This window comes from Picosynechococcus sp. PCC 11901, assembly GCF_005577135.1.
Lineage (GTDB): Bacteria > Cyanobacteriota > Cyanobacteriia > Cyanobacteriales > MRBY01 > MRBY01.
Map to the genome: position 1 here is coordinate 3,052,082 of NZ_CP040360.1, position 23,035 is coordinate 3,075,116.

Genomic DNA, 23,035 nt, shown 5'->3' on the forward strand with positions numbered 1-23,035 from the left:
GAGACCAGTCAAACTGCACTCTTTTAAACAAAGAAATTCAAACAAACTCATTTCCCTCCGTCATGACCAAATTTTTAAACTATTGCCTATCTGTGGCTTTGGCGATCGCCGTTTGTTTTGGCGTGACCCAACCGGCCTCGGCTTTACCACAACCGAGTTTCACCCTCGCCTCCCTCGCCCAAGGGGATGCGATCACTGATCCCGAAGCCATCCTCCGCTACGCCCTGCCCATTGAAAATCAGCCCATTCGCCGCCTCCAGGACAGCATGGAATTTATGTCCAAGGATCTACGGGCGAAACGCTGGGGGCCGATTGCAGCCAATGCCAAGAAAGCCAGCCGCGTCCTCTCCATTAGCCAAGATGGCATCCTCGAAGATGTCGTACCGAGCTTTAAGGAACAGGCCCAAACGCTCCTGAGCGAAATGGAACAGGATGTCGCTACCATGAGAGAGGCGATCGCCGCCAAAGACCGTGAAGTGATCTGGACAAAACGTCGGGAAATCCTCAACAAAGTCGGTACGATCGAAGAAAATATGATCGCCGAATATCCGACCACGATCCCCGAAGACTATGCCAATCTACCGCGCCTATTGGGTCGGGCCACCGTCGAACTCGAAACCACCCAAGGGGACATTACTGTTGTCGTTGACGGTTACAACGCCCCGATTAATGCCGGAAACTTTGTTGATTTGGTGCAGCGGGGCTTCTATGATGGCCTACCGTTTAACCGGGCTGAAGATCTCTACATTCTGCAAACGGGTGATCCTGAAGGTGATGCCGATGGTTTCATTGACCCGAAAACCAATGAGTACCGCGCCATCCCCATGGAAATTATGCTCACTGGCGACCATGAAGCGACCTATGGGGCAACCCTAGAAGACCTCGGCATTTACCTAGCAGAGATCAATCTTCCTTTTAATGCCTATGGTGCCTTGGCTCTGGCCCGTCCCGCCGATGATGCCAATGGTGGTTCTTCCCAGATTTTCTTCTTCAAATTTGACAATGAATTAGCGCCACCCGGATTTAACTTGATGGATGGTCGTTACTCTGTGTTTGGCTATACTGTCGCTGGCCAAGATGTTCTTGAAAGTCTCAGCAAAGCTGACAAGATCATTGCGGCTAAAGTTGTTAATGGCTCTGAAAATTTAGTTGTCCCCAACTAGACCGATCACCCTTTAATTTTTCGATTTTAAAAAACACCCTTTACCAACAAAGGTTTGGGGTGTTTATCCTTTTGCAGGTTAGTTTTTAAAAGTTATGCCATCGTGTCAGCATTATATTGATTGGGGCCTGGTTGACTGTCGGAAGCAAAGAAGACAATTAAGACAATTACACCAATAATTGGTACAAATCCAATTAAGAGCCACCAACCGCTGCGGCCAGTATCATGCAAACGCCTGATGCTAAGGGCTATTCCAGGTAAAATAAAGGCTAAGGAATAGATAATACTAACCAAAGAGGCGATCGCCCCAAGAAATGTTTCCTGGAAAACACCCAAGACAAGGGAAATCAAGAGGTTGATGATAAAAACATACCAGAATTCTTTGCGGCGGGCTCTACCACTAAAGTTTGTATAATTTTGCCAAGCCTTAATGTAATAATCGATAAATTCTTCAAATATACTTTTATCCATTGTTTTATTATTGTATTAACAATTGATTGGGCTTTTATTCTACATAAAAGATTCATAAAGAATTCAAGTCAATGCTAAAAGTCAACATTTTGTAATTATTAAATTGACACAAAAACAACAAGGTGACGGAAGCGTGAATTAAATGCTTTTCTATGCAATATACCTTTGAAATACAAGATGTTCTGGGCTAATGATCGCCTTCAAAAATTTAAAGACTCTTGATATTTCTGATGACAGAGGTCAATGCCTGTTAGCATCTGTAGAGATTATCTAGACATGCCTTTGGTCATGATTGTTTTAGCAGAACTTGCAGAAGCGGCGATTTCAACAAACTTGCAACAGTTTGTGTTGGTTTTATCGATCTCCCTAACCGTTGCAACCTTTTCACGGATTTTTAGTTGGTTGCGTCAGATCCCCTATACCCTCTTGTTGGTGATTGTGGGGCTGGGTTTGGCTTTTATTAATGTGCGTTTAGTGAATCTTTCGCCGGAGCTAATCCTTGAAATTTTCCTCCCACCGCTCTTGTTTGAAGCTGCTTGGAATATTCGTTGGCGCGAACTCCAGAAACAATGGTTGCCGATTGCGTTGTTTGCCTTGGCTGGGGTGGCGATCGCCATCTTTGGGATTGGTTTTGCCCTCAGTCAGTGGACGAGCTTGGCCCTGAGTTCTGCCTTGCTAGCGGGGGCGGCCCTCTCGGCGACGGATCCGGTGTCGGTGGTGGCTTTGTTCCGGGAGTTGGGAGCCAGTAAAAAACTCACGATGGTGATGGAAGGGGAAAGCCTCTTTAACGATGGAGTCGCAGTCGTGGCGTTTCTGTTGCTGGTGGGAATTCCCCTCGGTACCCAGACCTTTTCGATGTCGGCGACGGTGGCAACTTTCCTGGTGTTTGTGGGCATTGGTGTCGGCTTCGGTTGTTTGATTGGTTTTGGCATTTCTTTCTTGACCCAACGATTCGATATTCCCCTCGTGGAGCAATCTTTAACCCTGGTATCGGCCTATGGTACTTACCTATTGACGGAGGAATTGGGCGGTTCTGGGGTGATTGCGGTGGTGACTGTGGGGATGATTTTAGGGAATTTTGGCTCGAATATTGGCATGAATCCCCGCACCCGCCTAGTCGTTTCGGAATTTTGGGAATTCCTCGCGTTTTTTGTGAATTCGATTGTATTTCTGCTGATTGGTGATCAGGTCAATTTTGGCACCCTGGGGGAAAGTTTAGATGCAATTTTTGTGGCGATCGCCGCTGTGTTGGTGACGCGGGCCATTTCCGTCTATGGCTTGGGTTGGCTCTCGAATCAATTTAGCAATAACCCCCTGAGCTTCTCTGAACAAACGGTGCTGTGGTGGGGCGGTCTGCGGGGATCAGTTTCTATTGCCGTGGCCTTGAGCGTGCCCGTGGTGCTCGGCGATCGCCAAGAAATTATCAACATCATTTTCGGGGTGGTGCTATTCACCCTCCTGGTACAGGGCCTGACAACCCAGTGGGTTCTAGAAAAACTCGATTTGATTGGTGATCAACCGATTCGTCAGAAATATTCCGAGTATCTTGCCCGTCGTGTCGCCCTCAAACGAGTGTTAAATTACCTCGACCAGTTAAACCTCGCTGCCGATGTGGACGAGGAATTTTACCGCTATGAACGGGATCTCGTCGAAGGGGAGCTAGAAACCATCGAAGAAAAAATTGAAAAACTCAAAGGCAGCCATCCCCAACTGCAAGAACTGGATATGAAGCAGTTGCGCGATACCCTCCTGGATATCGAGGCGGACACCTATGCCGAATTTATCCGGGTAGGCCGTTTAAATAAAGATCTTTCGCCCCTCCTCCAGGAGACCTTGATCAAAGCCACCGAAAAAACAATCCAAAGTTAACCCCCCTTCGCAAAACAGATCATCACAATAAACGACAGGGCCAACCCAGGGCTAAGGAGGGTTGCCAGGGTTAAAAGTTCTTCGCCGGACATAAAAATACCTGTAATTGTGGGGATTCCTTTTCACGTTAAAGGGTTTTTCTGGCGATCGCCCACGGGTTCACAGAAATTTAATTGTCTTTGCTCCAGCTCACACTGCCGCCGCCGTAAAAAAGCCTGTGTTACACTCTCCAACAGCATTTTTCGGGAGAGAAAAGCCCATGACCGTCGGGATTTGGGTACTGGGGGATCAACTGTGGGCCACCCAGGCCGCCCTCCAACAACGGGAAGACCAACGCTCAACAACGCCGGTTCTGTTGATCGAAGCGGCAGACTATGCCCGCCAACGGCCCTACCACGGTCAAAAGTTGGTGCTGGTTTGGTCGGCCATGCGTCACTTTGCCCAAGAGCTAAAACAGGCCGGCTGGTCTGTCCATTATGCGATCGCCGCTGATTTTCAAAGTGCCCTAACCGACTGGATCGCCACTGAAGGAATCACGGAATTGTGGGTGATGCAGCCTAGCGATCGCCCCTTTGAAACTTTTATCCAGACCTTAGATCTCCCCTGTTCCCTCAAGTTCATTCCTAATAATCACTTCCTGTGGTCGCGGGCAGAATTTCACAACTGGGCCAAGAATCGTAAACGCCTCGTCCTCGAAGACTTTTATCGGGCGGGTCGCAAACGGTTTAAGATCCTGCTCGATGAAGCACAGCAACCCCTTGGGGGTCAGTGGAACTTTGATAAAGACAACCGCAAACCGCCCAAGAAAGACCTCAATCCTCCCCAACCGCTAACCTTTGCGCCCGATGAGCTGACCCAAGCCGTGATCAACCGGGTTAAAGCTTTAGGTCTTGTCACCTACGGGCAGCTTGAACTTTTCCGTTGGGCCGTGACCCGCACCCAAGCCCTCCAGGTCTTCGAGCATTTCCTCGCTACGGGCTTAGAAAAATTTGGCACCTTCCAAGATGCGATGGTCACGGGGGAATATACCCTCTGGCATGGTCTGATTTCGCCCTATCTCAATCTGGGTCTGTTGCATCCCTGGGAATTGATCAAAAAAGCAGAGGCAATCCGAGAACAAAAGGCGATCGCCCTCAATAATCTCGAAGGTTTTATCCGGCAAATTTTGGGCTGGCGGGAATATCTCCATGGCCTCTACCATTACGTGGGCGCTGATTATGCCCAGAAAAACCATTTCAACCACCAACAGCCCCTGCCCGATTTTTATTGGGACAGCCGCAAAACCGATCTCAACTGCCTCAAACAGGTCTTACAACAAGTAGAACAAACGGGCTATGCCCACCACATCCAACGCTTGATGATCCTCAGCAATTTTGCCTTGATCTTGGGGGTCAAGCCCCAGGCCCTAGAAGCTTGGTTCCACGCCGCGTTTATCGATGCCTACGATTGGGTGATGCAAACCAATGTCATCGGCATGGGGCAGTTTGCTGACGGGGGAATCCTTGCCAGTAAGCCCTACGCTGCCTCGGCCAACTACATCAATAAAATGAGTGATTACTGCCGTGACTGTCGCTACCACAAAGGCGATCGCCACGGAGAAAATGCCTGTCCTTTTAATACCCTATACTGGCACTTCCTCGACCGCCACCAAGGTCAACTCCGCAGCCAAGGTCGGATGAATTTAATCCTCAAACATTTAGAACGGCTCTCCCCAGATGAATTGCAGGCCATCCGCGCCCAGGGCCAAACTTGGCAAAACCGCCTAAAGCCCGCTCCACAAGGGGAACTACCATAGGCGATCGCCACCGATTGTTCGCCATAACCACTTCATAAAAATCATAAAAATCAGGGAACTTTTTTTGCCCATTGATATCTTTCTTTATATTTTTCTTAGAAAGAAAAGTACATCAATATTGCTTTTTTGAAAAATTAGTAAAAATCGAAAAAAACACGGGAAAATCGATCAAGGCGCGACTACAATACCCCATAATGACAACATCTTTTGTGTGAGGCGATAGAAAGTAGATATGGCAGTTGCACCTCGACCCTGGCAGGTTTCCCCCTCTCGTCCGCAAAAATCCAGACCCCTCAAAGTGGTAGAGTCCAAGGTTCGCAGCTTGCCAGCGCGGCCAGAACAGCCCTCTACAACCCCTTTGGTACACACGCTCCGAATCAGTAAGCAGGTGACCCAATGGGTGGCGATCGCCGCCGTGACAACGGCCATGGGTTTATATGCCGGAAAAGCCTATTACCAAAAGGGCTGGAGTGAAGCGTTTAGTCACCTCCTCCAACTCCAAGACTACGAGGCAGATCTCATCGCCACCAGTGCCAGCCTCGGCGAATTTTTCCAGCACCAAGCAGAGCAACCGACCGCAGGACTTGTGGCGCCAACCCCAGCCCACAGCGTTTATGTCAAAACGCCTGCCCAGGTCTCTCTCCCCGCCGCGCCCCAAGATAATCTCCCCCACGTCCGCGAACAATCTCCCATTGGCTATTAATCATTGGTTTCTTGGTAGAGTGTTGAGCAGATTTGCCCTTAGCAATCAGGGGTCAAACCGATGACCATGCCTTCCCCCCACTCCCACCAACAACGACGGCAACTGTATCGGCGCAAGCAACAAGCCATCCGGTCTCGGCCGCCCGCACCGAAGCTGCTCCAACGGCGTTTATTCCTCGTCTGGGGCATTTTTGTGGTGGGGTTATTGGCTTTGGCTGTCCGGGTGTTCTACTTACAGATCATTGACTACGACAAGCTAGGGGCGATCGCCCAGTCCCAGCACCAGATCACCCTCCGTCCCTACATTCCTCGACGCACTATCGTTGACCGTGAGGGCAATATCCTCGCCTTAGATCGCATCTCCCATACCCTCTATGCCCATCCTGTCGGTTTTCGACTGCCCCAGCAGTTAGTAGACAATCTCCCGGAGGCGATCGCCCCCACAGACCTCCCGAAGGCCGTTGCCCATTACCTCGCCCCCATTTTGGGCGATGTTTCCCCCGCAGACCTAGAGACCACATTACGCCGCCAAAGAAGTGGTATCTTGTTGCGTGCCAGCCTAGACGCCACCAAAGTTGAAGACATCCGGCAATTACGCATTGATGGCTTGGAACTGGTGGAACGTTACGGTCGGTTCTATCCCCAGGGGGACGCGACTGCAGAAATTACTGGCTATGTCCAAAAAGACGACCACCTAGGTCGAGCCGGCATTGAACTCTCCCAGGAAAATTTGATCCAACGGGAGCCCATTTCCCTCAGTCTCCGGCGCAATGGCAATGGAGCGATCCTGCCGGGAGATCTCCAGGCAGAGGCGATGAAATATGACGATTGGGAATTAGAACTATCCCTTGATCTTCCCCTCCAAAAGGCCGCCCGCCAAGCCCTCCAAAAACAGATGGCTGCCTACAAAGCGAAACGGGGTGTTGTCATTGTCATGGACGCCCAATCTGGGGAACTGCTGAGCCTGGTGACAGAACCCAACTATGATCCCAACAATTACGCCCAAGTCCAACCCGAAAACTATGGTGTTTTTAAAAATTGGGCCGTCACGGATCTCTATGAACCAGGCTCGACGTTTAAACCGATTAATGTCGCCCTCGCCCTAGATGCAGGGGCCATTACCCCCAACACGTCGGTGAATGATCCTGGATCAATTCAGGTTGGCCCCCACCGGATGAAAAACTACAACGGTGCCGGAAACGGTGTGATTGATGTGGCGGGAATTTTGCGGGTCTCTAGTAACGTGGGGATGATTCGGCTGATGCAAAATCTTTCCCGAGATGATTATTATGACCGACTACAAAGCCTGAGAATCACCGAACCCACGGGCATTGATCTACCAGGAGAAGTGACAGGCACCCTCAAGAGTCGTGAAAAATTTACCGCTAGCCCCGTTGAAGCGGCGGTGAATTCCTTTGGCCAAGGGTTAACCGTGACCCCCATTAAGTTGGTGCAACTCCATGGGGCGATCGCCAATGGCGGTACCCTCGTCGAACCCCATCTGGTGCGGGGACTATTCAACAGCCAAGGGGAACCCCAAACCGTCACTCCCAAAGCAGAAATCCCCAACAGTGCCCAGCAGCTTGCGGCAACAACGACAGCCTCGGAGAACCCACAAATTTTTTCCCCGGCGGTGGCGAGAACTGTACTCGACATGATGGAAACCGTTGTGGACGATGGCAGTGGCGAAAAATCAAAAATTGCCGGCTATCGGATTGGTGGGAAAACAGGCACGGCCCAAAAAGCGCGCAACGGCCAATATATTCCGGGAGCCTACATCACAAGCTTCGTCAGTATCTTCCCCATCGATAATCCCCGCTATGTGGTCTTTGCCGCTGCCGATGAACCCACAGAGCCCAATTCCTTTGGGGGGACTGTCGCCGCTCCCGTCGTCCATGATGTGCTCCAGGCCCTAATTGTCCGCGAAAAAATCCCTCCCACTGGCCCTACAGTGGTACCAGAAGATTCCACAGAAACATCCCCCTAGAGAAAAACCAATTACAATTCCCGACACCGCGATAATTGCAGGAATTTCTGGAGAAATTCTGTGTATCCCGCAACCGCTGGTTCCTTGAAGGGATACACTAATAGAGCACACAGGTTAAACTAATGTGCTGGCACGCTTTGACCCAGGCTGCTCACCTTTATCTGCATTTTGTATCGACGCTATGAGTCCCCGCAAACTAACCGACCATGACAAAGAAGAATTACTCGTTGCCTACCGTGAAACGGCAGAAACGACTTCTACTTTGGCGTCCCGCTATGGCGTGAGCAGCTCTACCATTAGTCGCTTTCTTAAGAGTCGTCTCAGTGCCAGTGAATATGAGGAATTGATCCAACGCAAACGCCTGGGTCGTGGCAACCGTGGGACAAAATCAACCCCCGAACCGGAGCCATCGACGGCTAAAACCGTGGAAAAACCAAAGCTAGTTAAACGGGTTGAGACAGCTCCAGAATCTACCGATACAGCCGAGGACACGCCACCCAAAACGGAACGGCGGCGCACCAGACGTAAATCCCGCGACCCAGAGCCAGAGGCAATCCCAGAGCTGGACACCTCCGACGCAGTGACCGCATTGGCCCTAGAGGATTCTGAGCCTGAACCGGAAGCTGCAACCTTTGAGGAGATCGAAATTAATCCGGATTTACTCGCCCTAGCCCAGGAAATTCAGTTGGGCGATCGCCAACAGGCCCTCAAGGAATTATTGGGAGAAGACATCGGTGATGACGATGAATTTGATGATGATGACGACGATGAGGAATTTGATGATGATGACGACGACGATGAAGAATTTGATGTGACCCCGGTCGCCCACTCGGAAACGGTGGAAGTTTTGCCCCTCGAAGCAGCCCAGTTCCCCCGCAATTGCTATGTGGTGACGGATCGTTTGTCGGAGTTGATCGCCCGGCCAATGCAGGATTTTCAGGATTTAGGGGAAATTCCCGACGAAGAAATCAGCCAAAAAACCCTTCCCATTTTTGATAACCACCGTGTCGCCAAACGGTTTATCCGGGGGCGCACCCAAAAAATCATCAAAATTCCCAATGGCGACCTTTTCCTCAAAACGAGCGGTTGTCTCGCGGCCAAGGGCATTACCCGCCTACTGCTCGATGGCAAGGTTTACCAACTCCGTTAGGATCAGCGATTACGTCTCAGGGCCGCAAATCCGTGGAAAATAAGCCCCGGATCGTAATGCAAAATAGGTAACTGTTGGGCCAGCCACGCCCCATCTCCCCCGGTGCTGAAGATCTGACCCTGGGGAAACTCGGTTTGCCAAGTGCGGATAAAATCTTTGACCCCAGCAAGAACTGTGTAGGTAATGCCACTGGCGATCGCCCCGGCGGGATCATTGGCCCAACGGGGGGGCAATTGCGTCGGTAAATGGACTTTGGGTAAGGCGGCAGTGTGCTGGGTGAGGCTTTGAAACTGGAGGTTTAAACCCGGTAGAATCGCACCACCGATCCATTGGCGATCGCCGTTGGCCGCTGAAAAGGTTAAGGCCGTCCCCCCATCAACCACTAAACAGGGAAAGCCATACCGTTGTCCGGCCCCCCAGACCGCAAGAGCGCGATCAATCCCCAATTGGGGATAGAGATTTTCGAGGGGAATATCGGCCAAGGTAATGGGCTTGGCGGTGGGAAAATGAGCCCGTATCCAAGTGCTTTGTTGGGGGACGACCGAAGCCAGATAGTGCAACTGTTTCACGCCAGGGAGACAAGTGCCATGGGCTGTGTGGTGCACCGTTTGCAAGGTATCCCCCGTAAATGTCGCCCAATGGAGACGAGAGTTGCCAATCATTAAGGCCCACCATTGATCCATAACCCTGGCCTAACTCGGAAACTCCGTAGGCTGGACGGTTAACTGCCGCATTTTGCCCCGGCGCTTGAGATCAATGGGTAAATCAGCACCGATGCTACTCCGTTCTACGACATCCTGGACATCAAAGGCGGTCAGGACGGGTTGATCCCCCACCTGCTTGAGGATATCTCCCACCTGGATATTGGCGATCGCCGCCGGAGAATCTGGGGCAACCTCAATCACCAACACCCCTGTTTCCTGATTTAAATCAAGATCCTGGGCCATGGCGGGCAGGGTTTCTCGCAATCGATTTTTCCCTTCTCCGTCCAATGCCAGCATCCGAATCCCCAGGTAAGGGTGGGTCGCTTTCCCCTCCGTAAAGAGTTGTTGGGCAATGCGTTGGGCGGTTTCGATGGGAATGGCAAATCCCAGACCTTGGCCATCGGCGCGAATCGCTGTATTTAAGCCAATCACTTCCCCCCGCACATTGAGGAGGGGGCCACCGGAATTACCAGGGTTAATGGCGGCATCGGTTTGGATAAAACGTACCCGTTTGTCCGGAATGCCGACCTGGGCACTAGGGCGGTCAAGGGCACTGATAATGCCGACGGTGACACTGTTGTCAAAACCGAGGGGATTACCAATGGCGATCGCCCATTCCCCTGGGGTCAGACCCGCCGCATTCCCTAATGTTGCGGTAGGTAACCCCGTGGCGTCGATTTTAATCACGGCAATATCCGTTAGCTCATCAACACCCATCACTTGCCCTTCAAAGACCTGGCCATCCTTGAGAGTCACCTTTACCTTAGAGCTATTTCCCACCACATGGGCATTGGTCACCAGTTGGCCATCACTACTGAGAATAAAACCGGAGCCCGTGCCTTGGGGTTGGCGATCGCCGTCAAAGGTGGGAAAGCCCTCTTCTAATTGAAAAAACCTCTTAAATAACGGTGTGGGTGATGCCGAGGCCTCCGTCTGATCTAGGGCATCAATGCGCACGACGGTCGGCCCAACGGTTTTGACCGCTTCAGCAATAAAATTTACCGAGTCTTGGTTGAGATCCAGCGCAGCCAGGGATTGCTCATATTGACGAAACTCACCATAGGCCTGCAAAGATGCATTTAGCTGTCTTTGGAACCAATAGGCATGGCCCAAAAACCCCAGGCTTCCCCCGAGGATAAGGAAAGTCGTGTAGAGGCTCCACTGACGAAAAGATTGATTTAGCATGGGTGTGAGGAGACTGGAGGCGCAAAGATAAACGCAAGCTTGCCTTAAAATTATGGCAAAAATCTTGCTTGATTCCCTACTTTAACCAGCCCAGAAAACCTCTTTTGTTAATTGCGGTCAATTTTTAAAAAACTTTTAAAAAAAATCGGCTGCCAACGGCCTGAATACTCCTGCCATTCCAAGGAATATCTAGATCAGAAAAAATCTCCCCAGTCACTTTCGCCAACAAAAAACCAGAGCTTGCTGACTCTGGCACAATATCAACCCCCGACAACTCGCCAAATTGTTACTGGCTGGTATGTTGGTAAACCTGGATTGAGGTACGGCTCGAACTTTGAATGTGGGACTCCTTGGGGTGGCTCGGATCGATCTGAGCGCCAGTTTGGATAATTCGCAGTTGTTGTACCTGCACCTGGGCAGGTTGTCGGCTGAGATCCGCGAGCGTTGGGAGGTGGATATTTTTGGGTAAACAGATACGGATCTGGGGATTGAGTTCTTGGGTATGGAGACGCCATCCCTCTGGACAGGTCATTTCTGTGGGGGTGGCGATCGCCGCTGGGGCACTAGACAACAGCACCATCAACCCCAAAGACAGACCATCCAACAACTGTACGCCAATACCTTGTGTTGATTTCATGGTTTTGCTCCATTGCAAAGGAGAATAAATTGAGAGATTAGGGACTAACCTCCACGGGGTTGTAGTGGCGGCCCCCCAGAACCTATGCAGTTTGTTCCCCAAGGCCGTTAAGATCGCTACCGAATTTGTCCTGGGCTGTCGGTGAAAATTTTGTCTTTTGTTGCAATCTAAAAGGCTTCTGGGAAAAGCTCACTATACTAATGGAGCAGATTTTCGGGCGGCGGAAAAATCCTGAAAAGTGCCCCCAATGCTGTTGTGATTATTTGAAATAAAGTATTACTGAGGGAGAAAGCTGTGATGTTCCAGGTTTTGCGTCGTTATCTGAGTGCCAGTGTGGGCCTTGGTTGTCTCATGGGGCAAATGATCTGTGCACCAGCCCAAGCTAATCCAGTGGGAATTCAGTTCCAAGGGGATGCCAATGCCGTCTTTGTGGCCCAACAGCTCGGCTTTCCTCCTGTCCCCCCCAATACTGGGATTATCGGCCCTTTTTCCGATGATCAGGGTTTAATTTATCTGGATGCTCAAGGACGGATCAGTTATTTTTCGCCGAGTCAGGTGACGGTTTTTTTCGCCCAGGCCAACGCCAATAATGACCCAAAAATTCTCTATGCCCTGACCCCCACTGCCACCTACAGAATGCAAAATAATCAGGCGATCGCCGTTGACCCAAACACTATCGAAGCGGCGATTACCCCCTGGCCCTATTCGGGGGTGATGGTGAATGTTTTAATCGCCTACCTCCAGCAATACCAAGCCCAGCTAATGGCGAGTGGAGGCGTTACGGTTTCCGCCGAACAGCAATCCTATGTCAGTTCAATGCTCCACAACACCAGCATGAATATTTTGAATAATATTGGCAGTGAAGGTTGCACCGAACACTACGAAGATGTTTACTACCTCGGCTGCTGGTAAGGTGAGTACATCGCGTTCGGCCCCAAGCACAATCATTTGTTTGTCATTGGGTGCGGAGCGGCAAATATTGCTATCGTAAAATCGCAACACATTTTTGGTAATGGGCTCCCAACTCCTCAGCCTCGTCCCAGCAGATGCCTATAAGCTTCTGGTGGTTTTATTTTTGTCGTTTCTCATTGGCCTTGAACGGGAGGAACACAAACTCAATAAGGGCTATGCCTTTGGGGGCGTGCGCACCTATCCGCTCATTGGTCTGATTGGTTATAGTGTCGCTTTTTTGGCCCAAACCCAAATGCTGGCAGTGATCGGCGGTTTGGCGGTGATTGGTGGCTTTATGATGATTTCCTATTGGCACAAGGCGGAAACGTCACGGGTTGGTCTTACTTCGGAGATGGCGGGTTTGGCGACCTATATTCTGGGGGCGCTGGTCTACCACGGGCATTTTTGGGTGGCGTCTTCCTTGGCGATCGCCAGTTTGATTTTGTTGGAACTGAAGACGTTTCTCGAAGGATTGGCTGAGCGGTTTTCTGAGGAGGATATTTTCACCTTCACCAAATTTCTGCTGCTGACCATCGTTATTTTGCCCATTTTGCCCAATCAAGCCCTGACTACCTTTGATCTCAACCCCTTTAAAACTTGGCTGGTGGTGGTGGCTGTGAGTACCGTTTCCTACGGCAGCTTTCTGCTCCAAAGGCTCATTAAGGGTCAAGGCAGCATTCCCCTGGCGGCTCTTTTGGGGGGAGCCTATTCTTCGACCGTGACCACCGTCGCCCTGGCGAAACGTTCTAGCGTCGATCCTGCAAATTCCCAGCGGTATGTGGGAGGCATGGTGATGGCTTCGGGGATGATGTACTGGCGCTTAATTTTGCTATTGGAATTGTTTAATGGAGCTTTGTCTGAGCGGCTGATGGGTTCGTTTTTCCTGTTAGGGTTGGTGGGAGTTGTGGGGGGCTTGGCGATCGCCCTCCGGAAAAAAAATGGGACGGATCCCCAGGCGATCGCCGCGACCCATCCCCAGGGCAACCCCTTGGAACTAAAGGCGGCCTTTAGTTTTGCGCTGCTCTTTGTGGTGATCTCCCTCTTGACCCGGTACATTGTTGATTATTTAGGCGATCGCGGTGTGTATTCTTTTGCGGCGATTATGGGGATCACCGACGTAGATCCCTTTATTCTGAGCTTGACCCAATCGGCGGGCCAGTCCTTGTCTTTACCCCTAGCCAGTATTTCGATTTTGATTGCGACGGCGAGTAACAACGCGGTCAAAGGAATTTATGCCCGCTCCTTTGGCGATCGCCAAACGGGACAACAAAGTTTGTATTTTTTGCTGGGCTTTAGTGTGTTGGGGTTGCTGCCCATTTTGACCCAGCTATTTTGAAGTCATCTTCACCGCCTGGGAGGGGATAGAGGGGTAGGTTTCTAGCCCTTGAGATGAATCAACTGGTCGGGAGCCACGGCCCCTTTTTCTGTAATGATCGCCGTGATCAGGTGGGCCGGGGTCACATCAAAAGCCGGATTATAAAATTGCACCCCTTCCGGGCAGATGCGCGTATCACCAATTTGATAGACTTCCTGAGGATCGCGCTCCTCAATGGGAATTTGCTTACCATCGCTGAGGGAAAAATCCACCGTCGATAAAGGAGCCGCCACGAAAAAAGGAACATTATGGGCCTTCGCGACGATCGCCAAACTGTAGGTGCCAATTTTATTCGCGGCATCGCCATTGGCCGTAATCCGGTCGGCTCCCACCACCACTGCATCGATGCGACCCTGTTGCATACAGTGGGCCGCCATGTTGTCACAGATTTGCGTCACCGGAATCCCTTCCTGGACGCATTCCCAGGTAGTGAGCTTGGAACCCTGGAGCCGGGGCCGAGTTTCGTCAGCATAGACCATCCCTAAACGATTTTCCCGCCAAGCTGAACGAATCACGCCCAAAGCTGTGCCATAACCCGCTGTGGCTAAACCACCCGCATTGCAATGGGTGAGGATGGTTAATTTTTCGGGGATTTCGGGAAGAACCGCCAACCCCTGATCACCGATCGCCTGGCAGGTGGCGAGGTCTTCATTGTGGATCGCCTTGGCGGTATCAAGAATTAAATTTTGCAACTCAGGAATATTACCAGTCGCCTCTTGAACCGTTGCCATTACCCGATCAATGGCCCAAAAAAGATTGACTGCGGTGGGACGGGTTTGGCGGAGGGTTGCGGCGATCGCCTCTAGTTTTTCCAGAAAAATGGTGCGGTCTGTGGTTTGGATCTCCTTTGCCCCCAGGTATAGACCATAGGCCGCCGAAACCCCAATCGCCGGCGCTCCCCGGACAATCATCGTGCGGATCGCCTCAGCCATGGCCTGGTAGGTTTTAATTTCGACGACTTTACAGGCGAGGGGGAGCAGGGTTTGATCCACGAGGAGGACGCGGTCTTCTTGCCAAACGATGGGGTTAATGGAGTTGCTCATTAAACTGGGAAAATTCCAACGGTGAAAAATCTTCCCTATTGTGGCCTGAGGGCGGACGAAAAAAAATACATTCGGTAAATTTCTCCGGCGATCGCCTTGCATCTCCGCTACCATGGCCATGTAAGGTAACTAAAATCCCCTAACGGCTTGGAGAAGCGGGAAAATGAGTGAATTCGCTGATTTTATGAGCATCATGCATGATGACCTTGGCGAACATTATCAACGCATCATGATGACCTATAAGGGGAATATCACCCCCGATACAGCGTTCCAGGCGGCGGCACTCCTCACGGCAGCCCAGAGTAACGCGACTTATACGAGTCAGCTCCAGGGGGAAATAGAGTCCCTCCGCAAAACCTTGATCGCCATCGAAAAATCCCGGCGGGATTCCCAAAGTTAAATCCAGTTAATTTCCTGGACGACAGTGACTATTCACTAAGGCGATCGCCGTGATCGAAGCCGTCACGGCCCGCAGGATCGAATTTCCCAAGGAGACGACTGGAATACCTTTGGCGATCGCCTGTTGGATTTCCGTCTCTGTCCAGCCCCCCTCCGGCCCGATCAGCACCGTAATTTCTGGCGGGAGCGTTTTGGGTAACGCATCCAGGAGATGCAATGACTTTTCCCGTGCGCCACAGAGATAGGTTTGCTCTGGGGAAAGGGTTTCTAAAAGATTGAAAAAAGGTTGGGGTGCGGCAATTTCTGGCACAATCGCCCGTTCCGATTGTTCTGCGGCTTCGGTGGCAATTTTACGCCAGCGTTTTAACTTGTTCTCACTCGGTTTTAAAATTGTCCGCTCAGAAATCACCGGATAGATCTGCGTTACTCCTAATTCTGTACAGCAACGCACCACTTCATCGAAGCCATTTTTCGGCAGGGCGGCCACTAATTTCACTGGAATCGGGCATTCTGTTTGGAGGTGCTGGGATTCGATTAATTGAATCTGCTCAGTCTCCGTCAGTTCACCAAGCCAAGCTTGGCCTAAACCATTTAACAAAACCAGGCGATCGCCCGCGCGCAACCGTAGCACACTTAGCAGATAATGCCGTTGTTCTGTCGTTAAATTAACCCTAGAAAGATCAGTAAATTGCGCCTCAGAAACCACCAAACGCTGCATTAAATTAACCGTCTCCGCCCTATTTTTTCGAGCAATAGCACCATTGAAATCTCACCTTTTATCTCTTTGGGTAGATTTCTGTTAGTATTCTTACCTAACACAGGCCGATTGAAATAAAAGTTTATATTTTCCCCAACCCCAGCGAACCCATGGTCAATACCCAACTCCCCAATCTCACCCCCCAGACAGACAAGCATAAAGTGGTGATTATCGGTGGCGGTTTTGGTGGTCTTTATGCCGCGAAAACCCTCGGTAAATATGAGGCTGCCGTGGATGTCACCCTGATCGACAAACGGAACTTCCACCTGTTCCAACCGCTGCTGTACCAAGTAGCAACAGGTACCCTTTCCCCGGCGGATATTGCCTCGCCCCTGCGCGGTGTCCTCAGCGGCAACAAAAACACCCATGTGCTCCTTGATGAAGTCGTTGACATTGATCCCGATAACAAAACGGTGGTAATGAACGAAGGGATCGTCAACTATGACAGTTTGATCGTCGCCACGGGGGTCAGCCATCACTACTTTGGAAATGACCATTGGAAACCCTACGCACCGGGCCTGAAAACCGTTGAAGATGCCCTCGAAATTCGCCACCGCATCTTTATGGCCTTTGAAGCTGCGGAAAAAGAAACAGATCCGGCACTCCAACAGGCTTGGTTGACTTTTGTGATCGTGGGTGGTGGCCCGACGGGGGTAGAATTGGCCGGGGCGATCGCCGAAATTGCCTACAGCGTTCTGAAAAAAGATTTCCGCAAAATTGATACTACCCGCGCCCGGATTATTCTCCTAGAAGGAATGGATCGGGTCTTGCCCCCCTACGATCCAAGTTTGTCGGCGAAAGCGCAAAAATCCCTGGAAAATCTGGGGGTTCAGGTACAAACCAAGAGCCTCGTGACGAATATCGAAGACCACCTTGTCACCTTTAAGCAGGGCGATGACCAGCTTGAAATCGCCGCGAAAACTATTGTCTGGGCCGCTGGGGTGAAAGCGTCTGGCATGAGTAAAGTCCTCGAAGACCGTTTAAGCGCGACCCTAGACCGAGCTGGTCGGGTCATCGTCGAGCCGAACCTAAGCGTTGCCGGCTACCCCGATGTCTTTGTGATTGGGGACTTGGCCAACTTCCCCCACCAAAATGAACGGCCTCTACCTGGGGTTGCGCCAGTAGCGATGCAAGAAGGGGAATATGTGGCAAAACTGATCAAACAACGGGTCAATGGTCAGGAGATGGCGCCTTTTCGTTATATGGAATTGGGTAGCCTAGCTGTCATTGGGCAAAATGCCGCCGTTGTGGATCTCGGTTTTGTGAAATTCTCTGGGTTCCTGGCCTGGTTAATCTGGATTTTTGCCCACGTGTACTACCTGATTGAGTTTGATAACAAGATGGTGGTAATGCTCCAGTGGGGTTGGAACTACTTCACCAGAGGTCGGGGTGCCCGTCTGATTACCGGAGAAAAGGATCTCGTCTCTGGATTCAAGCTCTACCAAGAAACTGCTGACAAAGAAACGAAGGTCAACATTAAAGTCGAAGCCTGACGCCAAGCTGAATAGCGCATCTTAATGCACTTCCCCCACGACATTCTCGTAGAGTAATAATTTTGTGGGGGATTTTATGATGCAATCTTTTTTCAGGGATGCCAAAAACCAATATCTTCAAAGAAGCCGAGGTCTCTGTAATCAATTGTCCAAACCTTTGCTTGCATTTGTTTTGCTACAACCAGCACAGAAGCATCTTCTAAACTGCCTCGCCATTGGGGTGAACGAATGCTGAGTTCGTAAATCTCTTGAAAATCCGTTGGAGAAATAGTCTGAATGACTGTATTTGTCTGCAAAGTTGTCAAAAGGAATTGAGCCGCTTGAATTGACTCACGGCGTGAAACAAATTTGTAAACCTCAAAAACAATCGGTAAAGGGGTAATGATCTCTCCAAAAGCTTTTGGGATTTGGGTAAAGCCGGACTGAGCTAGCTCATGATATCGATCCTGGCGAGAAACGAGGGCAATCAGAGGGCCTGCATCGAGTACCAGTCGTTCCATCAACGCTCCAAGGGATTCGTCGAAGCATCTACAGGGGCATTACGAACTAGGCCTGCTAAATCTAGCAAATCCTGACCATTCCGGGGACGTAACTTATCTCTGAGGGCGCTCTGGACGAGGCTAGAGGCATTTTCTTCGGGGTGAGTTTGGAGGTATTGATCAAGCTGCTGCCACAGCTCATCCGGGATGTACAGTGTCTTTTTCATGGGCGCTTGACTCAAGCTGCAGGGTATGACTTTTATCATACTTGCTCACAGTGAATTCTGTCGGTGGTTTTTGGGTGGATGGTGTTGGGGTTGGGCGATACTATGGAGGAATCTTTGTATTGTTTTTTCTTGTGGGCTGAGTGACCAATGGCAGTAACCCGTGATTCTCTCCAGGTGTTTGTGGATTACTGTAATGCCTATATCCAAGGGGATGAGAAGTCGGAGGCGCAGACATTTTTAACGCGATTTTTCCAAGCCTTTGGCCATGCGGGAATCAAAGAAGTTGGGGCCGAGTTTGAGGAGCGGGTCAAAAAAGCGAGTAAGAAAGATAAAACAGGTTTTGCGGATTTGGTCTGGTCGCCCGCCCCTGGGGTAAAGGGAGTCGTGGTGGAGATGAAAAAGCGCGGGACAGATCTGGCGCTGCATTATTCCCAACTTGAAAAATATTGGCTGCGGCTGACCCCAAAACCACGCTATTCGATTCTCTGTAATTTTGATGAGTTTTGGGTCTATGACTTTAACAACCAGGTCGATGAGCCTGTAGACCGGGTCAAGCTAGAAGATCTCCCGAACCGGGTAGGGACATTTTCGTTTATGGAGATCGGTGGTCGGGAGCCGATCTTTCGGAATAATCAGGTCGAAGTGACGGAACGCACGGCCAAGCGCATGGGGGAATTTTATCGGTTGGTGCGATCGCGGGGCGAAAGGGAAAAGTTTGTCTATTTCACAGAAGCGCAACTGCAACGGTTTACCCTGCAATGTGTGCTGGCGATGTTTGCCGAAGACCGGAATCTCCTACCACGGGATCTGTTTGTGGGGTTGGTGCAGGACTGTTTAGCGGGGCGGGATAATGCCTACGATGCCTTTAGTGGTTTGTTTCGGGCGATGAACTTGCCGGGGATCGTGCCCCAGGGTCGTTACAAGGGGGTGGATTATTTTAATGGGGGTTTGTTTGGGGAAATTCAGCCGATTCCCTTAGAAAAGAACGAGTTAGAAATTCTCGATGTGTGCGCGCGGGATAATTGGGCGAATATCCGACCGTCGATTTTTGGAAATATTTTTGAGAGTGCCATTGATGCGGATGAGCGCCACGCTAGGGGAATTCATTACACTTCTGAGAAGGATATCCGGCAGATTGTGCGCCCGACCATTTCGGACTATTGGGAAGGGAAAATCGACGAGGCGACAACCTACGAAGATCTCGAAAAGCTGAAGCAGGAATTACGGGAATATCGGGTATTGGATCCGGCGTGCGGTTCAGGAAATTTCCTTTATGTGGCGTATCAGGAGTTGAAGCGGCTGGAACGGGTTTTGCTCAACAAAATCTATGAGCGGCGCAAGCGGTTCCAGGGGGAAGTTTTACAGCAGGAAGAAATTGGGATTGTGACGCCGTTGCAGTTTTTTGGGATGGATACGAATCCGTTCGCGGTGCAGTTGGCGCGGGTGACGATGATGATCGCCCGGAAGATTGCGATTGATAAGTTTGGGTTGACTGAGCCTGCTTTGCCGTTGGATTCTTTGGATCAAAATATTGTCTGCCAAGATGCGCTGTTTAATGACTGGGTAAAAGCTGACGCGATTATTGGAAATCCGCCTTTTCTTGGCGGCAAACACGCGCGTTTAGCTCTAGGTGATGATTACATGGAGCGGGTTTTTAGAAAATTTGCTGATGTAAAAGATTCGGTTGATTTTTGCGCCTATTGGTTTCGGAAAGCTCACGATCAGATCAATGAAAACGGTCGAGCTGGTTTAGTTGGAACAAATTCGATTAGTCAAGGGAAAAGCCGCACAGCTTCTTTGGAATATATTGTGCAAAATGGCGGATTTATTCACGAAGCAGTTTCAACGCAACCCTGGTCTGGGGAGGCAAATGTTCATGTCAGCTTAGTAAATTGGGCAAAGCAAAAACCAGAGCATTATCTTTTGGATAATCAAGAAGTCAAAAGTATTAACAGTTCTCTGACGGAACTTTTTGATGTTAGTCAAGCCCCACGACTTCAGCAAAATAAGAATTTTTCATTTCAAGGAATAATTCCCGTCGGAAAAGACTTTTATATAAAGTCAGACATTGCAGAAGCTTGGATTAAGCAAGATTCATCTAATAAACAAGTTTTAAAAAGGTCAGTTTCAGCGGGTGATCTGACTGACAAAATAAATGGAGAGCCGAGCCGCTGGATTATTGATTTTAATGATTTATCTTTAGAAGATGCTAGCGATTACAAACTACCGTTCAATCATCTCAAGGAATTTGTGAAACCCATACGTGATACAAATCGACGACAAACAACGCGAGAAAACTGGTGGCAATTTGGAGAAAAACGTCCTGCAATGCGACAAGCAATTGAGAGACTATCCCAATATTTTGCAGTTCCAAGACATTCTAAATGGTTTATTTTTATTCCCTGTAAATTAGATTGGCTTCCTGCTGATTCAACAACTGTTGTGGCTTCGGATGATTTTTATGTGTTGGGACTTTTGACATCAGATGTTCATTGTCAATGGGTCAAAGCCCAAAGCTCAACCCTAGAAGATCGAACCCGTTACACCCACAATACCTGTTTTGAAACCTTTCCCTTTCCCCAGGTGGCGATCGCAAAACTCACCCAACAGATCCGCCAAGCGATGATCGATCTCCATAACTACCGCACCGCCCAAATGGAAGCCAAACAATGGGGCATCACCAAACTTTACAACGCCTTTTTCGACGAACCCGCCAGCCAACTCCATAAACTCCACAAAAAGCTCGATGCCCTTGTGCTCAAAGCCTACGGCTTCAAAAAAGACGACGACATTCTCGAAAAACTTTTAGGCTTGAACCTTGCCCTGGCCGAAAAAGAAAAAAATGGCGAAAATATAGTTGGCCCCTGGGCGATCGATAACCCACCAAAATAAATCAGAGCCACCAGCATCAACCCATGACAGAAAGAGAACAACTGATCCAAGAAATCGAAAAAATGCCAGATTATTTAGTCCATAAAATTCTGGAAATCTTACTCGAAGAAAAACAAGAAAAATCGAATATTGACCAGTCAAAAAAAATTTCGTCCTTTTAGACTGTGTGAAGGGGAGTTTATTGTTCCTGATAAATTCAATGAACCACTGCCTGAAGATATTGTTCAATTATTTAGAAATCCAGCTTAATGAAGTGAAAATTTTTCAATGTCATATTTGCCAATCTAAGCATTCAAAACAAGAAGTGACCAGTGAAGCTTTTCAAACTAACGGTAAATTTTATTTAGTTGAAAATATCCCTGTGGAAGTCTGTCAACAGTGCGGAGAAGAAACTTTTAGTCGTGAAACAACAGAAAAAATCCGCAAAATGCTCCATGAAGATCAACAGCCAGCAAGAACAATCACAATGGACGTTTTCTCCTATCAAGCCGCCTCTTAAACCTTGCTTTAATCTGTAAAACATTTTATAGAAAGCATCAGTAATGCCTTAGAAGAAACTATTTACAAGTAAAGGGAACCTCGAAATTTTCAAAAAATGGATAGGCTTTGAGAAAAACTATCAGTCACAGCATAAAAGCAAAAATATTTGCTCATATGATGTTGTCAATTCACCCTATTTGCCTCCATTTTTTTTGATTTTAGGCACAAGATTGCTGCAAGTAGACGTACCGTCGGAAGTTGTAGGCTAAGTTCTTCAGGGCAATTTGTGTCTCAATACGAGCATGACCAATCACCCTTTCCATCTTGCCCCCCATAGAGGTCACAAAAGTACCAAAGATATGCTCCACTCTCGAACGGACATGAGAGCGTTCTTTATTTCTGGCTTTTTGTGTCTCACTTAGGGGATGATTACGGTTCCCCTTCTCATGAATATGACTGTCCATACCCATCAGTGCTAATACTCTTTCCCGTACTTGGATTTGGTAAGCACTGTCTGCCCAGATGCCATCCCCTCTATTACTGCCATCCAAGACTGCCGCAAACATTTGACTGTCATGCACTGAAGCTGCTGTCACTGCATATTTTCTGATGAGTTTATATTTCACATCGACATTGATGTGGTTCTTGTAGCCAAAGTGATTCTCCTGATTTTTCTTTGTCCAGCGAGCATCACAATCCTTCTGTCGCTTTTTCCTGGGCTTATCTTTCCAGTCTTCGGGAATTTTGCCTGATTTCACTACTTCATTCTCTTCCCGACGATTGCGCTGTCTCGGTACTGGGATGAGTGTTGCATCAATTATTTGTCCTTCTTCTGCTTGATATCCTTGTTTTTGCAAATAGCCTTCAAATTTCTCAAACAGTGCTGCCGCTAGCTTTTGCTCTACTAGCTTTTGTCTAAATAGCCAGACTGTTGTCGCATCTGGTACTTTATCTTCGATGCCCAAACCGACAAACTTCATGAATGATAGCCTGTCATTGACTTGATATTCTAGAGCTTCATCACTAATACCGTAGAGCCTTTGCAGTATCAGCAATTTGAACATTCGTACGGGATCTATTGCTTTCCTGCCCGCCTTACTTTTTCTCTCTTTTGGTTGAACCTGATTGAGAATCTCTCTAAATTCTTCCCAAGGAATCCATTCATTGAGCTTGACGAGGATATCTTGTTTCTCCTCCAAATACTGATGTCGTTTTTCCCAATCCCAGAATCCTAATTGACTCATCTTGAGACACTGCTTTGGCGATACTTTGGTATC

Annotated in this window: 22 protein-coding genes; 13 read left to right on the forward strand and 9 right to left on the reverse strand. The window is 49.3% G+C overall.

The features are described 5' to 3' along the window. The first annotated feature begins 62 nt into the window (after window positions 1-62). Window positions 63-1,163 (forward strand): peptidylprolyl isomerase, encoded by a 1,101-nt coding sequence (locus tag FEK30_RS15745; protein WP_030007356.1) that lies wholly within the window; start codon window positions 63-65, stop codon window positions 1,161-1,163. A 92-nt stretch (window positions 1,164-1,255) separates the two neighbouring features. Here FEK30_RS15745 and FEK30_RS15750 read toward each other — a convergent pair whose 3' ends face one another. Continuing rightward, complete coding sequence (locus FEK30_RS15750; RefSeq protein WP_173867233.1) at window positions 1,256-1,633, reverse strand: DUF805 domain-containing protein; 378 nt, start codon at window positions 1,631-1,633, stop codon at window positions 1,256-1,258. Window positions 1,634-1,921: 288 nt separating this feature from the next. On the opposite strand from FEK30_RS15750, the gene FEK30_RS15755 reads away from it, so the two are divergent. The 5 genes from FEK30_RS15755 to FEK30_RS15775 all read left to right on the forward strand — a co-directional run bounded on the left by FEK30_RS15755 (window position 1,922) and on the right by FEK30_RS15775 (window position 9,136). After that, window positions 1,922-3,502 (forward strand): Na+/H+ antiporter, encoded by a 1,581-nt coding sequence (locus tag FEK30_RS15755; protein ID WP_030007358.1) that lies wholly within the window; start codon window positions 1,922-1,924, stop codon window positions 3,500-3,502. Between the two features lie 259 nt (window positions 3,503-3,761). After that, window positions 3,762-5,297 carry a cryptochrome/photolyase family protein gene (locus FEK30_RS15760; protein WP_138073698.1) on the forward strand — a complete coding sequence of 512 codons (1,536 nt, stop codon included), beginning with the start codon at window positions 3,762-3,764 and terminating at the stop codon, window positions 5,295-5,297. Between the two features lie 232 nt (window positions 5,298-5,529). Then, on the forward strand, window positions 5,530-6,000 hold the full coding sequence (locus FEK30_RS15765; RefSeq protein ID WP_052349673.1) for a hypothetical protein: 471 nt from the start codon (window positions 5,530-5,532) through the stop codon (window positions 5,998-6,000). 60 nt (window positions 6,001-6,060) lie between these two features. Then, window positions 6,061-7,986, forward strand: coding sequence for a peptidoglycan D,D-transpeptidase FtsI family protein (locus tag FEK30_RS15770; protein ID WP_138073699.1), 1,926 nt, complete (start codon window positions 6,061-6,063; stop codon window positions 7,984-7,986). 181 nt (window positions 7,987-8,167) lie between these two features. After that, window positions 8,168-9,136, forward strand: a complete 969-nt coding sequence (locus tag FEK30_RS15775) for a hypothetical protein (RefSeq protein ID WP_168191155.1) — start codon at window positions 8,168-8,170, stop codon at window positions 9,134-9,136. A gap of 2 nt (window positions 9,137-9,138) precedes the next feature. Here the strand turns inward: FEK30_RS15775 and FEK30_RS15780 are convergent, their stop codons facing one another. The 3 genes from FEK30_RS15780 to FEK30_RS15790 all read right to left on the reverse strand — a co-directional run bounded on the left by FEK30_RS15780 (window position 9,139) and on the right by FEK30_RS15790 (window position 11,662). Continuing rightward, the gene (locus FEK30_RS15780) at window positions 9,139-9,819 is read right to left on the reverse strand and encodes a pantothenate kinase (RefSeq protein WP_138073701.1); all 681 of its coding nucleotides are present in this window, start codon (window positions 9,817-9,819) and stop codon (window positions 9,139-9,141) included. A 9-nt stretch (window positions 9,820-9,828) separates the two neighbouring features. Beyond that, window positions 9,829-11,025, reverse strand: coding sequence for an HhoA/HhoB/HtrA family serine endopeptidase (locus tag FEK30_RS15785; protein WP_138073702.1), 1,197 nt, complete (start codon window positions 11,023-11,025; stop codon window positions 9,829-9,831). A 286-nt stretch (window positions 11,026-11,311) separates the two neighbouring features. Next, window positions 11,312-11,662: a hypothetical protein gene (locus FEK30_RS15790; protein WP_065716906.1), complete on the reverse strand. Its 351-nt coding sequence runs from the start codon at window positions 11,660-11,662 to the stop codon at window positions 11,312-11,314. Window positions 11,663-11,959: 297 nt separating this feature from the next. Between FEK30_RS15790 and FEK30_RS15795 the strand changes: the two genes are divergently transcribed. Continuing rightward, window positions 11,960-12,574 (forward strand): hypothetical protein, encoded by a 615-nt coding sequence (locus FEK30_RS15795; protein ID WP_099238964.1) that lies wholly within the window; start codon window positions 11,960-11,962, stop codon window positions 12,572-12,574. Window positions 12,575-12,674: 100 nt separating this feature from the next. Further along, complete coding sequence (locus FEK30_RS15800) at window positions 12,675-13,949, forward strand: MgtC/SapB family protein (RefSeq protein WP_030007367.1); 1,275 nt, start codon at window positions 12,675-12,677, stop codon at window positions 13,947-13,949. 41 nt (window positions 13,950-13,990) lie between these two features. Here the strand turns inward: FEK30_RS15800 and mtnA are convergent, their stop codons facing one another. Beyond that, window positions 13,991-15,031, reverse strand: a complete 1,041-nt coding sequence (gene mtnA, locus FEK30_RS15805) for an S-methyl-5-thioribose-1-phosphate isomerase (protein WP_138073836.1) — start codon at window positions 15,029-15,031, stop codon at window positions 13,991-13,993. A gap of 163 nt (window positions 15,032-15,194) precedes the next feature. Between mtnA and FEK30_RS15810 the strand changes: the two genes are divergently transcribed. Beyond that, window positions 15,195-15,431, forward strand: a complete 237-nt coding sequence (locus FEK30_RS15810) for a hypothetical protein (protein ID WP_012307905.1) — start codon at window positions 15,195-15,197, stop codon at window positions 15,429-15,431. Window positions 15,432-15,437: 6 nt separating this feature from the next. On the opposite strand, the gene FEK30_RS15815 is transcribed toward FEK30_RS15810, so the two are convergent. Beyond that, window positions 15,438-16,148: a 16S rRNA (uracil(1498)-N(3))-methyltransferase gene (locus tag FEK30_RS15815; protein ID WP_138073703.1), complete on the reverse strand. Its 711-nt coding sequence runs from the start codon at window positions 16,146-16,148 to the stop codon at window positions 15,438-15,440. Between the two features lie 149 nt (window positions 16,149-16,297). Between FEK30_RS15815 and FEK30_RS15820 the strand changes: the two genes are divergently transcribed. Next, a complete protein-coding gene (locus tag FEK30_RS15820) occupies window positions 16,298-17,680 on the forward strand; it encodes an NAD(P)/FAD-dependent oxidoreductase (RefSeq protein WP_138073704.1) in 1,383 nt (460 codons plus the stop codon). A gap of 92 nt (window positions 17,681-17,772) precedes the next feature. On the opposite strand, the gene FEK30_RS15825 is transcribed toward FEK30_RS15820, so the two are convergent. Continuing rightward, window positions 17,773-18,180: a type II toxin-antitoxin system VapC family toxin gene (locus FEK30_RS15825; RefSeq protein ID WP_012307908.1), complete on the reverse strand. Its 408-nt coding sequence runs from the start codon at window positions 18,178-18,180 to the stop codon at window positions 17,773-17,775. Beyond that, complete coding sequence (locus FEK30_RS15830) at window positions 18,180-18,386, reverse strand: hypothetical protein (RefSeq protein WP_030007371.1); 207 nt, start codon at window positions 18,384-18,386, stop codon at window positions 18,180-18,182. Before FEK30_RS15830 ends, FEK30_RS15825 begins: the two co-directional genes overlap by 1 nt. A 147-nt stretch (window positions 18,387-18,533) precedes the next feature. Between FEK30_RS15830 and FEK30_RS15835 the strand changes: the two genes are divergently transcribed. From FEK30_RS15835 to FEK30_RS15840, 3 genes are read left to right on the forward strand one after another with little or no spacing between them, the layout of a single operon-like run. Beyond that, on the forward strand, window positions 18,534-21,278 hold the full coding sequence (locus FEK30_RS15835; RefSeq protein WP_138073705.1) for a DNA methyltransferase: 2,745 nt from the start codon (window positions 18,534-18,536) through the stop codon (window positions 21,276-21,278). Between the two features lie 23 nt (window positions 21,279-21,301). Further along, the gene (locus tag FEK30_RS16805) at window positions 21,302-21,439 is read left to right on the forward strand and encodes a hypothetical protein (RefSeq protein WP_168191156.1); all 138 of its coding nucleotides are present in this window, start codon (window positions 21,302-21,304) and stop codon (window positions 21,437-21,439) included. Window positions 21,440-21,477: 38 nt separating this feature from the next. After that, complete coding sequence (locus tag FEK30_RS15840) at window positions 21,478-21,777, forward strand: YgiT-type zinc finger protein (protein WP_255447911.1); 300 nt, start codon at window positions 21,478-21,480, stop codon at window positions 21,775-21,777. A gap of 199 nt (window positions 21,778-21,976) precedes the next feature. Here the strand turns inward: FEK30_RS15840 and FEK30_RS15845 are convergent, their stop codons facing one another. Next, a complete protein-coding gene (locus FEK30_RS15845; protein ID WP_138071033.1) occupies window positions 21,977-23,002 on the reverse strand; it encodes an IS5 family transposase in 1,026 nt (341 codons plus the stop codon). Between the last annotated feature and the right edge of the window lie 33 nt (window positions 23,003-23,035).

Excerpts from the sequence above, each read along its gene's own strand:
- FEK30_RS15745 (WP_030007356.1), top strand. The coding sequence starts at position 63 with ATGACCAAATTTTTAAACTATTGCCTATCTGTGGCTTTGGCGATCGCC.
- FEK30_RS15750 (WP_173867233.1), bottom strand. The coding sequence starts at position 1,633 with ATGGATAAAAGTATATTTGAAGAATTTATCGATTATTACATTAAGGCT.
- FEK30_RS15755 (WP_030007358.1), top strand. The coding sequence starts at position 1,922 with ATGATTGTTTTAGCAGAACTTGCAGAAGCGGCGATTTCAACAAACTTG.
- FEK30_RS15760 (WP_138073698.1), top strand. The coding sequence starts at position 3,762 with ATGACCGTCGGGATTTGGGTACTGGGGGATCAACTGTGGGCCACCCAG.
- FEK30_RS15765 (WP_052349673.1), top strand. The coding sequence starts at position 5,530 with ATGGCAGTTGCACCTCGACCCTGGCAGGTTTCCCCCTCTCGTCCGCAA.
- FEK30_RS15770 (WP_138073699.1), top strand. The coding sequence starts at position 6,061 with ATGACCATGCCTTCCCCCCACTCCCACCAACAACGACGGCAACTGTAT.
- FEK30_RS15775 (WP_168191155.1), top strand. The coding sequence starts at position 8,168 with ATGAGTCCCCGCAAACTAACCGACCATGACAAAGAAGAATTACTCGTT.
- FEK30_RS15780 (WP_138073701.1), bottom strand. The coding sequence starts at position 9,819 with ATGGATCAATGGTGGGCCTTAATGATTGGCAACTCTCGTCTCCATTGG.
- FEK30_RS15785 (WP_138073702.1), bottom strand. The coding sequence starts at position 11,025 with ATGCTAAATCAATCTTTTCGTCAGTGGAGCCTCTACACGACTTTCCTT.
- FEK30_RS15790 (WP_065716906.1), bottom strand. The coding sequence starts at position 11,662 with ATGAAATCAACACAAGGTATTGGCGTACAGTTGTTGGATGGTCTGTCT.
- FEK30_RS15795 (WP_099238964.1), top strand. The coding sequence starts at position 11,960 with ATGTTCCAGGTTTTGCGTCGTTATCTGAGTGCCAGTGTGGGCCTTGGT.
- FEK30_RS15800 (WP_030007367.1), top strand. The coding sequence starts at position 12,675 with ATGGGCTCCCAACTCCTCAGCCTCGTCCCAGCAGATGCCTATAAGCTT.
- mtnA (WP_138073836.1), bottom strand. The coding sequence starts at position 15,031 with ATGAGCAACTCCATTAACCCCATCGTTTGGCAAGAAGACCGCGTCCTC.
- FEK30_RS15810 (WP_012307905.1), top strand. The coding sequence starts at position 15,195 with ATGAGTGAATTCGCTGATTTTATGAGCATCATGCATGATGACCTTGGC.
- FEK30_RS15815 (WP_138073703.1), bottom strand. The coding sequence starts at position 16,148 with ATGCAGCGTTTGGTGGTTTCTGAGGCGCAATTTACTGATCTTTCTAGG.
- FEK30_RS15820 (WP_138073704.1), top strand. The coding sequence starts at position 16,298 with ATGGTCAATACCCAACTCCCCAATCTCACCCCCCAGACAGACAAGCAT.
- FEK30_RS15825 (WP_012307908.1), bottom strand. The coding sequence starts at position 18,180 with ATGGAACGACTGGTACTCGATGCAGGCCCTCTGATTGCCCTCGTTTCT.
- FEK30_RS15830 (WP_030007371.1), bottom strand. The coding sequence starts at position 18,386 with ATGAAAAAGACACTGTACATCCCGGATGAGCTGTGGCAGCAGCTTGAT.
- FEK30_RS15835 (WP_138073705.1), top strand. The coding sequence starts at position 18,534 with ATGGCAGTAACCCGTGATTCTCTCCAGGTGTTTGTGGATTACTGTAAT.
- FEK30_RS16805 (WP_168191156.1), top strand. The coding sequence starts at position 21,302 with ATGACAGAAAGAGAACAACTGATCCAAGAAATCGAAAAAATGCCAGAT.
- FEK30_RS15840 (WP_255447911.1), top strand. The coding sequence starts at position 21,478 with ATGAACCACTGCCTGAAGATATTGTTCAATTATTTAGAAATCCAGCTT.
- FEK30_RS15845 (WP_138071033.1), bottom strand. The coding sequence starts at position 23,002 with ATGAGTCAATTAGGATTCTGGGATTGGGAAAAACGACATCAGTATTTG.